This window comes from Micromonospora sp. NPDC003776 (assembly GCF_053605645.1).
The window spans coordinates 1-10,367 of the sequence record NZ_JBSGJR010000209.1 but is presented as its reverse complement, the minus strand read 5'-3'; the positions used below and the strand labels follow the sequence as shown (position 1 = coordinate 10,367).

The window sequence follows — 10,367 nt, the reverse complement described above, 5'->3', positions numbered from 1 at the left end:
CCGCTCCCGCGCGGCACCGCCGGCCGGGGGCGCGTCGGGGGCCCAGCCGACCGCCGCGAGCCCCTCCACCACGGCGGCCGGCAGCGGCGTCTCCCCGGGGATCGACCGGGTGGCGGCGCGGAGCGCGATCATCGCCTGGCGCACCTCGGGCCGCTCGAAGAAGCGCTCCGCCCCCTGCACCACGTACGGGACTCCCGCCTCGGTGAGCGCCTTCTCGTACGCCTCGGACTGCGCGTTGGTGCGGAACAGCACGGCGATCTCCCGGGCCGGGGTGCCACCGTCGACGAGCGCCCGGCAGCGGGCGGCGACCGCGTTGGCCTCGGCCGGCTCGTCGGTGAAGATCCGCAGCTCGGGCTCGGGGCCGGGTGGGCGCTGGCCGTGCAGCTCCAGCCGCAGCCGGGCCTCGGCGCCCCGGGCCTGGGAGATCACCGCGTTGGCCAGCCCGACCACCTGCGGGGTGGAACGGTAGTCGCGGACCAGCCGGACCACGGTGGCGGTCCGGTACCGGCGCGGGAAGTCGACCAGGTAGGACGAGGTGGCGCCGGTGAACGAGTAGATGGTCTGGCTGGCGTCGCCGACCACGGTCAGGTCGTCCCGGCCGCCGAGCCACGCCTCCAGCAGCCGCTGCTGGAGCGGGTTGACGTCCTGGTACTCGTCGACGACGAAGTGCCGGTACTGGCCGCGGACCTGCTCGGCGACGTCGGCGTGCTCCTCGATCCCCCAGACGGCGGCGCGCAGCATGTCCTCGAAGTCGATCATCCCGTTGCCGCGCTTGAGCTTCTCGTACGCGGTGAAGACGTCGGCCACCTTCGCCGGCTGGTACGGGGTCTCGCGCAACGCCTTGGCCGCGGCCACCACGTACTCGCCGGGCTCGACCAGCGACGACTTGGCCCACTCGATCTCGCCGGCCAGGTCCCGGGCGGCGGCCCGGTCGGCGCGCAGGCCGACCTTGGCGGCGGCCAGTGTGACCACCCGCACCTTGCTGTCCAGCAGCTCCGGCATGGCCCGCCCGTCCAGCAGCCGGGGCGCGAAGTAACGGACCTGGCGCAACGCCGCCGCGTGGAAGGTGCGCGCCTGCACGCCGGCGACGCCCAGCGCGGTGAGCCGGGCCCGCATCTCGGCGGCGGCGCGGGCGGTGAAGGTGACCGCGAGCACGTGCCGGGCGGAGATGTCGCCGGTGAGCGCCCGGTGCGCGATCCGGGAGGTCACCGCCCGCGTCTTGCCGGTCCCCGCGCCGGCCAGGATGCAGACCGGGCCGGCCGGGGCGGTCACCGCGGAGCGCTGCTCCGGATCCAGTCCGGCCAGCACCCGTTCCGCCGCTGAGTGAACCGCCACAGCCAGGAATCATCCCAGCCCTCGCCGATGTTGCAGCGGTTAGCCTGGCCTGACCCGGACCGGGTGCGAGCCATCCCCTTGGAGGACCTGACCATGTTGACGATGTATTCCACCCCGTGGTGCGGCTACTGCCACCGGCTGAAGTCGCAGCTCGACCGGGAGGGCATCGCGTACGAGGTGGTCGACATCGAGCAGGATCCGAAGGCCGCGGAGTTCGTGATGAGCGTCAACGGCGGCAACCAGACCGTGCCGACGCTGCGCTTCGCCGACGGCAGCGCGCTGACCAACCCGTCGATCACCCAGGTCAAGCAGCACCTCGCCGCCCTCCCCAGCTGACCCCGTACCCCCGACGACAGCGGGCCGCCCCTTTCTGGGACGGCCCGCTGCTCGTTGACCATGACGTCATCGCGCGCGGGATCGGCGGGTCGTGGCGACGACCGCATGATCCACCGGGGTCGGCGGACGGCGAGGGGCCGGAATGCGGGGTGGGGCCGGGGCGGGTGGGGTGAGGCGGCGGCCGTGCCAGAGGTAGAGGCCGGCGGCGGTGGTGGTGACCCCGACCAGGGCGAAGAGCAGGCGGTAGTCGACGACGCCGACGAGCAGCGCGCCGGTGCCGATGGAGAGCGCCTGCGGACCGCTGACCAGCGCCTCCGACGCGGCGGAGACCCGGCCGAGCAGCCCCGGCGGGGTACGCCGCTGGACCAGCGTGTTGAGCCCGACCATGGTCAGCGGCAGGGACACCCCGGCCAGCAGCAGCGCTACCACGCCGAGCCAGAGCCGGGGGTACGCCAGCGCCAGCGCGGCCGGCCCGAAGAAGGTCACCCCGGCGGCGAGCGCGCCCACCTCGCCGGCCCGGCGCACCACGGTCGCGGAGAGGAGCCCGCCGACCAGCCCACCGATCCCCTGCACGGTGACCAGCACGCCGACGAACGCGGCGTCCCGGCGCAGCCCCTGGTCCACGTACGCGAAGATCAGCGACTCGGTGAACCCCATCACCAGCGAGCCCAGCCCGTAGCCGAGCAGGGCCCGGCGCAGCGCCGGCTCGCCGCCCAGGTGCCGTAGCCCGGCGCCGAGCTCGGCCGGCCAGCGCAGGTCGGTGCCGGCCGGGGCGCTCTCGGTGACCCGGAGCAGGCCGACGACGCCGGCGGCGGTGAGGAACCCGGTCATCGCGACGGCGACCAGCAGCCAGCCGCCCACGGCGGCGTACAGGCCGGCCCCGGCGAGCGGGCCGACCAGCCGGAGGCCCTGCCGCACGGTCTGCAGCACGCCGTTGGCGTCGGCCAGCAGGTCGCTCGGGACCAGCTGCCGGATCAGCCCGCTGAGCACCGCGCTCAGCGTGAGGTACGACAGGCCGTACAGGGCCGCCACCAGGTAGATGACCCAGACGTCGGACCGGTCCTCGACCGCGAAGAGCGGGCTGAGCAGCACTGCCGTGCCGAGGTTCGCGGCCACGAAGAACGGCCGGCGGCGGTACCGGTCGACCAGCCAGGCGACCAGCGGGGCGAGCGTCATCGGCGCGATGATGGCGAAGATGGTCGCGCCGGCCATGCCGTCCGATCCGGTCAGGTCCTTGACCCAGACGGCGAGGGCCAGCAGCAGGACCGACTCGGCAGCCATGCTGGCGACCACGGCCACGAAGAGCAGGCGGAAGTCGGGGCGGCGCAGGACGGTGCGCATCGGATTCCCTCCCGAGGGGAGGCGCCCTCGCCGAGGGCGCGTCGGGGGCGGGCGCCCGAGCCGGCCGACCCCTCCCGGCCGGCGGCGCGGGCACCCCTCCACAGTCCTCTTTTTGTCTCGTGACACGCCCTCCGCCGGAACCACCGACGCCGGTCGCGCCGTCCATACTGACCGTGGGGGGCGAATTTCATACAGTTACCGTCGCGCCCCGCGACGGTCGACGGAGAAGAGGACCGCGTGCCTCCTACCGCACCAGGCCCGATCCTGCGCCGCCGCAGGCTCGGCACCGAGCTGCGCCGGCTGCGCGAGCAGGCCGGGCTGACCGGGGACCAGGTCATCGAGCGGATCGGCTGGGCCTCCGCGTCCAAGCTGTCCCGGCTGGAGAACGGGCGCAGCCGCCCCGACCCCGAGGACGTGGGCGTCCTGCTCGACCTCTACGGCGCCGGCGACGAGCAGCGCACGGAGCTGCTGGCGATCACGCACGAGGCCGGTGACATGCGCGGCTGGCTGCGCAACTTCCCGGTGATGACCGAGCAGCAGCGCGGCTTCGCCGAGCTGGAGGCGGGCTGCTCGGAGATCTCCGAATACAACCCGGTACTGGTCCCGGGGCTGCTCCAGACCCCCGGGTACGCCCGGCACCGGATCATCTCCGCGGCCCGGGTGGCGGAGCAGGCCGGCGACCCGGAGGGCGGAGAGGACCCGGAGAACGAGGTACGCGCCCGCCAGGCCCGCCAGTCCCTGCTCACCCGCCCGGACGCGCCCCGCTACACGGCCGTGCTGGAGGAGGCGGCGCTCGGCCGCCGCGCCGGCCCGCCGGAGGTGCTGCACGAGCAGCTCGTCCACCTGTGCGAGCTGGCCATGCTGCCGAACGTCACGCTGCACCTGCTGCTGCGGGACACCCGGGTCGGCGAGTGGTACCTCCCGCCGACCGCCTTCTCGGTCTACCGGTTCGCCGATCCGCTCGATCCGGAGACCCTCGCCATCGAAGGCGGGTTCACCGACGTCATGTCGACCGAGGCAAACACCCTAAATCGCTATAAAGTGGTGTTCGAGTGGCTATGCTCGGCGGCGCTCTCCGCCTCGGACACCCTCTCCTGGCTCATCGAGGCGACGGGACGGCCCGAGACGGCAGTCGAGTCCACCGTGGCGTACGGGCCGGCAACGGCGCCGGTCCAGCGCCGCCGCGACTCGGGGCGTCTGACGACGGACCGGTGATCCACGCCGGACCGCCGGACCGGCCCGCGGCGTCACTCGTCCCCATCGGAGCACTCCAGACCAGGAGCAGAACCATGAACGAGATCCGCAACAGCTCGTCCGACGCCGCGCAGCAGCTCGCCGGCGCCGCCTGGCGCAAGAGCACCCGCAGCCAGACCTCCAACTGCGTGGAGGTCGCGCCCCTGCGTACCGGGCCGGCGGCGGTCGCGCTCCGGGACAGCAAGGACCGAGGCGGACCGGTCCTGCTGTTCAACCGGGCCGGATGGCTGGGCTTCATCGCCGGCGCGAAGAACGGACAGTTCGATCTGAACTGATCCGGTCAACCTCGGGGCCGTCGGCATCGGGCCGGCGGCCCCTTCGCGTGCCCCGCCCCGACAACGGTGCTGACCTGGGGTCCCCCGATCGGCCCACGGCCCCGAGCAATCGTCGAGTTTCACTTGCTGGGACGACTCCCGGGCGTAACATGTCGAAAGAGTGACGTGGAAGTTCCAGCGCGTATCCGTCCGTCCGTACCCGGAGGACACTCATGCGGTTCCTGATCGTCCGCACCGAGATCCGTGCCGTCGCCGAGACGGAGATCGCCGCCGCCTGGGCGGGCGGCGGCCGGCTGCGGGACGAGACCACCGCGCCGGAGCCACGCCGCCAGGTCGTCCACGCCGAGGACCGGGAGGCCGCGCTGCTGCTGGCCCGGGCACTGGCCTCGGTGGGTGCCGTCCGCTGCGGCCGGCACCGGGTCAAGGTGCTCCCGATCGCGGACCCGGACCCGGCGTACCCCGGTCGCTGGGCCGGCAGTTGACCCGCACCTGACGTCCGTCGTGGTCGGACCGGCTCCCCCGCCGCGTTCCTCGCCTCCCCCGGCCACGGCGGCCCGTGTTCCCGGCCCGTGACCGTCGCGGCAACGGCGGTCCGGGCCGGGGCCGCGTTCCGCCCCGGCCCCCGCGACCCGGTGCCGGGCTGATCCACACGTCCTGCGAGAACAGTGGTACTTACCCGGACGCCACGGGATGCGGCAGCCCGAGTGACTCATGGCCGGGTTCGGTGCGGCGGAGCGCCGGTCAGGAGTGGTCGTCGAGCCAGCGGCGGACGAGGAACAGGGCGATCGAGGAGGGCGGCGGAAGCACCAGCCGGTCGCCGCCGTCCACCGTGACCGGCTCACCGGACAGCGCGGCGCCGATCTCCCGGCGGGTGAACCACCGGGCGTGCGCGATCTCGGCCGGGTCGACCCGGATCGGCTCGTCGGCGTCGGCGCGGGCCAGGAAGCCGAGCATCAGCGAGCCGGGGAACGGCCAGGCTTGGCTGCCCGCGTACGCGATCTCCTCGGCCCCGATGCCGACCTCCTCGCGGACCTCGCGGAGCACCGCGGCCTCGGCCGACTCCCCCGGCTCGACGTAGCCGGCCAGGCAGGAGTAGCGGCGCTGCCCGGGGCTGCGCGCCCAGGTGGCGTTGTTGCCGAGCAGACAGCGGCCCTCCGGGCCGGCCACCCCGTCGTGGATCAGCACGATCATCGCCGGATCGGTACGCGGCCACGTCCGGTCACCCATCGGGTCGACCCGGGACCAGCCCGCCTCGTCGACCTGGGTGGCGTGCCCGGTCGCCGCCGAGTACCGGTGCCGCAGGTGCCAGTTCAGCAGGGCCAACGCCGTGGTGAAGATGCCCGCGTCCCGGTCGACCAGCAGATGGCCCACCTCGCGCAGGTTGACCGGCCGGGTGCCGGGCAGCGCCGGCAGGGGTGCGTCCACCGCGAAGACCGGTACGCCGTCCGGCTCGATGCCGAGGAACATGGGCACCGAGCGGGGCACCTCGGGCAGCTCGCTGGGCCCGATCAGCACCAGCTCCGGTGGTGCCGACCGCTCCGGATCGCGGCGCGGCGCCAGGCCCGTCGAACCGGCGTGGTCGTCCGCGCGGACCAGCGCCCGGCCGTCGTCGGCCGAGTCGAGCACCAGCACCCGGGCCCGCTCCCACGCCTCGGCGAGCCAGTCCGGGTCGGTACGCCGGTGCGCCGCCCGGTCCAGGGTGGCGCGGGCCAGCGGCGGAGCCTCTTCGCCGCTCACGCCCGCGCCCCGCTGCTGGGCCGAATGGTCCACTCGGTCACGCCGGCTCCGTCCGGAGCGGTGCCAGCGCGGCGAGCGGCTCGGCGACCCGCTCGGCGTCACCGAGCACGACGGTGACCGCCTTCGCCGGGGCGAGGTAGCGGGCGCCCGCCTCGGCCACGTCCTCCACGGTCGCCTTCGCCAGCCGGGCGGCGTGCTCGGCGAGGAAGTCGAGGCGCAGCCCGTTGCCGGCGTACGCGCTGGTCAGCGAGGCCAGGCCGGCCTGGGTGGACATGCCGAGCTGGAGCGTGCCGAGCGCGTACTGGCGGGCCTGCTCCAGCTCGTCCGGCTTCGGCGGCAGGGCGGCCAGGCGACCCAGCTCGTACATGGTCTCCAGCAGCGCCGGGCCGGTCACCTCGGTGGCCACCTCGGCGGCGGCGACCAGCACCGACCCGGCCACCGAGTGCTCGACCAGCGAGTGCGGCCCGTACGTGTAGCCCTTGTCCTCCCGGATGTTCTCCACCCACCGGGAGGAGAAGTAGCCGCCGAAGATCAGATTGGCCAGTTGCAGCGCGGCGTGGTCCGGGTGGGTGCGGGGCACCGCGGGCAGCGCGATCCGCAGCGAGGACTGCACCGAGCCGGGCCGGTCGACCAGCAGCAGCGGGCCGGGCTCCAGCGGAGGCGCGGGCGGCAGCTCGGCCTCGTGGCCCGCCCCGTTCCAGCCCGACAGCGCCCGCTCCGCGGCGTCCAGGGCGCGCTCCGGCTGCACGTCGCCGACCAGCACCAGCACCGCGCCGGCCGGGTGCACCCGCTCGGCGTGCAGCTTGCGCAGGGCGGGCGGCTTGACGGCGCGGACCTGGTCCGGCTCCGGGGTCTGGACCGCGTACGGGTGCCGACCGTAGATCCGCTTGAGCAGCGCGGTCCGGGCCAGGTGCGCGGGCTGGCTCTGGGCGACCTGGATCCGGTCGACCAGCCGGTCCCGCTCGGTCTCCACCCAGTCGGCCGGGTAGGCGGCCCCGGTCAGCACGTCGGCGAGGATCTCCAGCATCCGGTCCAGGCCGGTGACCAGGCCGGCGCCGGAGAGCATCAGCCGGTCGGGATCGACGCCGGCGGAGAGGCCGCCGCCGACCTTCTGCAGCTCGGCGGCGATCTCCGTGGCGCTCATCGTCGCCGTGCCGGAGAGCATGGTCTGCGCCAGCATCGCGCCCCGGGCCAGGTGGGTACGCCCGAACGGCATCCAGAGCCGCAGCTCGACCAGGGGCACCGCGGGCCGGCGTACGGCGATCACGGTGAGCCCGTTGCCGAGCGTGCGCTCGGCCTGGCCGGGCACCTTGAGCCGGCGGGTCGGGCCGAGCGGCGGCAGCGGCCGGACCCCGGTCTCCACGATTGCGCTCATCGGGCACCTCCCGCGATGACCTCGATGGACGCGCGGCGATCCGGCCGCAGGGTGGCGGCGGCCGCGCGAATCTGCTCCTCGGTCACCTCGCCGACCAGCCGGGGCAGCTCGTTGAGCAGTCCCGGCTCGCCGCGTTGCTGTTCGAGGACGGCCATCCGCAGCGCCCGGCCGAGCACCGCGTCGGTGTCCCGCAGCAGGTGGGTGGCCATCCGGGCCTGGGTACGGGCGAGCTCCCCCTCGGTCAGCCCGTCGGTGGCCAGCCGGTCCAGCTCCTCGTCGACGGTGCGCAGCACCTTGTCCACGTCCCCGCCGGGTGGCAGGTGGGACTGGAGCAGCAGGGCGGTGGGGTCGCGGACGTCGAACGGGTCGCCCATGAAGCCGAGGTAGCCGCCGACGCTGGTGACCGACCGGTCCCGCTGGACCAGCCGCTCGACCAGCCGGGAGGCGTCCCCGTCGGTGAGCACCTCGGCCAGCACCACGTACGCCAGGTAGCCGGCGAAGTCGGTGACCGGGTCGGGCACCCGCCAGGCGCTCGCCACCGCCGGCAGCGGGGCCAACTGGTCGGTGTACGAGGTCCGCCGCTCGGTGGTCAGGTCCGGCTCGGTGAAATCGGGCCGCTCCGGAGCGGGCCGGGCGGGCACGTCCCCGAAGTGCCGCTCGATCAGCGCGGTCGCCTCGGCCACGTCGATGTCGCCGCTGACCGCGAGGACCGCGTTTCCGCTGGCGTAGTAGCGGCGGAAGAAGTCGGCGGCGTCGGCGACGGTGGCGGACTCCAGGTCGTCGAAGGAGCCGTAGCCGTCGTGGGCGTTGGGGAAGGTGTCGAACATGACCGGCGGCAGGGTCAGCCAGGGGAACCCGCCGTACGGGCGGTTGAGCACGTTGACCCGGATCTCCTCCTTGACCACGTCGACCTGGTTGCGCAGGTTCTCCTCGGTCAGTCGAGGGCCGCGCATCCGATCGGCCTCCAGGAAGAGCGCCCGTTCCAGGGCGTTGCTCGGCAGGGTCTCGAAGTAGTCGGTGTAGTCCAGGTGGGTGGAGCCGTTGAAGGTGCCCCCGGCACCCTGGACGTGCCGGAAGTGGGCGAGCTTCTCCAGGTTCTCCGAGCCCTGGAACATCAGGTGCTCGAAGAGGTGGGCGAAGCCGGTGCGTCCCTCCGGCTCGGACCGGATGCCGACGTCGTACACGACCGCCACCCCGATGACCGGGGCGCTGCGGTCGGGGGTGAGCACCACCCGCAGGCCGTTGCCGAGCGTGAACCGCTCGACCGGGTACTTCGTCGCTGGAATTCTCGCTCTCCGGGTCGGCACGTGATCGACCCTAACGCGTCCGCACCGCCGGCACCCGTGGTGTGGCACGGCACTCCCGGCGACCCGCGCCCGGGTGGGCCGAGCGGCTCAGCGTACTCCACCGAACAGGTGGGAATTCCCGTGAATCACGAGGGCGCCCGGTCCCGGATGGTGGATGGGTCTTGACGCCGCTCCGTGCCTACTCCAGTCTTCCTACCAACTAAGTAGGAATACTGTGGATTGGACATCACGATGAGACGGCTCCCCTTCCGTCGGCTGGTCTCCCTCGCCACTCTCGCCGTGGTCGGCGCGGCGACCCTGGGCGGCGCGGCGGCCTGCGGCGACGACCCCGAGGCGGCCGGCGCGTCCGGTCCGGTGACGCTGCGCCTCGGCTACTTCCCGAACATCACCCACGCGCCGGCCGTCGTCGGCGTGGAGAAGGGCATCTTCGCGGAGAAGCTCGGCACCGGCGTCAAGCTCGAGACGAAGACCTTCAACGCCGGCCCGGCGGCCATCGAGGCGGTCTTCTCCGGCGCGCTCGACGCCACGTACATCGGCCCGAACCCGACCGTGAACGCCTTTTCCAAGTCGGAGGGCGAGGGGGTCCGGGTCGTCTCCGGGGCCGCCTCCGGCGGCGTCGCGCTGGTGGTCAAGCCCGAGATCACCACGGTGGAGCAGCTGCGCGGCAAGAAGATCGCCACGCCGCAGCTCGGCAACACCCAGGACGTCGCGCTGCGCTACTGGCTCAAGGAGAAGGGCCTGCGAACCACCAAGGAGGGCGGCGGCGACGTGAAGGTCGTCCCGCAGGAGAACGCGCAGACGGTGGAGACCTTCACCAGCGGCGCGATCGACGGCGCCTGGGTGCCCGAGCCGTTCGTCTCCCGCCTGGTCAACGCGGGCGGCAGGGTCCTCGTCGACGAGCGCGACCTCTGGCCGGACCGGAAGTTCGTGATCACCAACCTGCTGGTCAGCACGAAGTTCCTCAAGGCCCACCCGGACGTGGTGAAGAAGCTGGTCGAGGGGCAGGTCGCGGCGAACGAGTTCGTGAACACCCGGCCCGACGAGGCGCAGCAGGCCATCTCCGACCACATCGGCAGGATCACCGGCAAGCCGCTGGACGTGAAGCTGATCAAGCAGGCCTGGCCGACCCTGGAGTTCACCAACGACCCGATCGCCTCCTCACTGAAGACCGGTCTGGACCACGCGGTCGCCGTCGGGCTCACCCAGCCGGTCGACCTCAACGGCCTGTACGACCTGTCCTTCCTCAACGAGGTGCTCAAGGCGCAGGGCAAGCCCGGGGTCACCCAGCCGTGACGTCGACCGCGACGACCCCGCCGGACCATGCCACCCCAGCCGCAGCCGACGTCGAGCAGCCGCATCCCCGGCTTGAGCGCCAGCTTGCCGGCGACCAGGTCGTACTTGGCCCGC

Annotated in this window: 10 protein-coding genes and 1 pseudogene; 5 read left to right on the top strand and 6 right to left on the bottom strand. The window is 73.4% G+C overall.

Annotated elements, in window-relative coordinates; translation table 11 throughout:
- Window positions 1-1,335 (bottom strand): ATP-dependent helicase (locus tag ACWEVO_RS18275; protein WP_452308718.1); only part of this gene is annotated, 1,335 nt, incomplete at its 3' end.
- 93 nt (window positions 1,336-1,428) lie between these two features.
- Between ACWEVO_RS18275 and ACWEVO_RS18270 the strand changes: the two genes are divergently transcribed.
- Window positions 1,429-1,671 (top strand): mycoredoxin, encoded by a 243-nt coding sequence (locus ACWEVO_RS18270; protein WP_265005085.1) that lies wholly within the window; start codon window positions 1,429-1,431, stop codon window positions 1,669-1,671.
- A gap of 66 nt (window positions 1,672-1,737) precedes the next feature.
- On the opposite strand, the gene ACWEVO_RS18265 is transcribed toward ACWEVO_RS18270, so the two are convergent.
- Complete coding sequence (locus tag ACWEVO_RS18265) at window positions 1,738-3,012, bottom strand: MFS transporter (RefSeq protein WP_452308717.1); 1,275 nt, start codon at window positions 3,010-3,012, stop codon at window positions 1,738-1,740.
- Between the two features lie 237 nt (window positions 3,013-3,249).
- On the opposite strand from ACWEVO_RS18265, the gene ACWEVO_RS18260 reads away from it, so the two are divergent.
- The 3 genes from ACWEVO_RS18260 to ACWEVO_RS18250 all read left to right on the top strand — a co-directional run bounded on the left by ACWEVO_RS18260 (window position 3,250) and on the right by ACWEVO_RS18250 (window position 5,023).
- Complete coding sequence (locus tag ACWEVO_RS18260; protein ID WP_452308716.1) at window positions 3,250-4,227, top strand: helix-turn-helix domain-containing protein; 978 nt, start codon at window positions 3,250-3,252, stop codon at window positions 4,225-4,227.
- Window positions 4,228-4,301: 74 nt separating this feature from the next.
- Window positions 4,302-4,541: a DUF397 domain-containing protein gene (locus ACWEVO_RS18255; RefSeq protein ID WP_452308715.1), complete on the top strand. Its 240-nt coding sequence runs from the start codon at window positions 4,302-4,304 to the stop codon at window positions 4,539-4,541.
- A gap of 212 nt (window positions 4,542-4,753) precedes the next feature.
- Complete coding sequence (locus tag ACWEVO_RS18250) at window positions 4,754-5,023, top strand: hypothetical protein (protein ID WP_452308714.1); 270 nt, start codon at window positions 4,754-4,756, stop codon at window positions 5,021-5,023.
- Between the two features lie 259 nt (window positions 5,024-5,282).
- On the opposite strand, the gene nudC is transcribed toward ACWEVO_RS18250, so the two are convergent.
- The 3 genes from nudC to ACWEVO_RS18235 are packed head-to-tail and all read right to left on the bottom strand — an operon-like array spanning window position 5,283 to window position 8,960.
- Window positions 5,283-6,278, bottom strand: coding sequence for an NAD(+) diphosphatase (gene nudC / locus ACWEVO_RS18245; protein WP_452308713.1), 996 nt, complete (start codon window positions 6,276-6,278; stop codon window positions 5,283-5,285).
- A 37-nt stretch (window positions 6,279-6,315) separates the two neighbouring features.
- Window positions 6,316-7,653, bottom strand: a complete 1,338-nt coding sequence (locus ACWEVO_RS18240) for a M16 family metallopeptidase (RefSeq protein ID WP_452308712.1) — start codon at window positions 7,651-7,653, stop codon at window positions 6,316-6,318.
- Window positions 7,650-8,960, bottom strand: coding sequence for a M16 family metallopeptidase (locus ACWEVO_RS18235; protein ID WP_452308711.1), 1,311 nt, complete (start codon window positions 8,958-8,960; stop codon window positions 7,650-7,652). Before ACWEVO_RS18235 ends, ACWEVO_RS18240 begins: the two co-directional genes overlap by 4 nt.
- Window positions 8,961-9,191: 231 nt before the next feature.
- Here ACWEVO_RS18235 and ACWEVO_RS18230 point away from each other — a divergent pair, with 231 nt between their 5' ends.
- The gene (locus tag ACWEVO_RS18230) at window positions 9,192-10,253 is read left to right on the top strand and encodes an ABC transporter substrate-binding protein (protein WP_452308710.1); all 1,062 of its coding nucleotides are present in this window, start codon (window positions 9,192-9,194) and stop codon (window positions 10,251-10,253) included.
- A gap of 8 nt (window positions 10,254-10,261) precedes the next feature.
- Here the strand turns inward: ACWEVO_RS18230 and ACWEVO_RS18225 are convergent.
- Window positions 10,262-10,367: pseudogene (locus ACWEVO_RS18225) on the bottom strand (class I SAM-dependent methyltransferase); the annotation flags it as partial.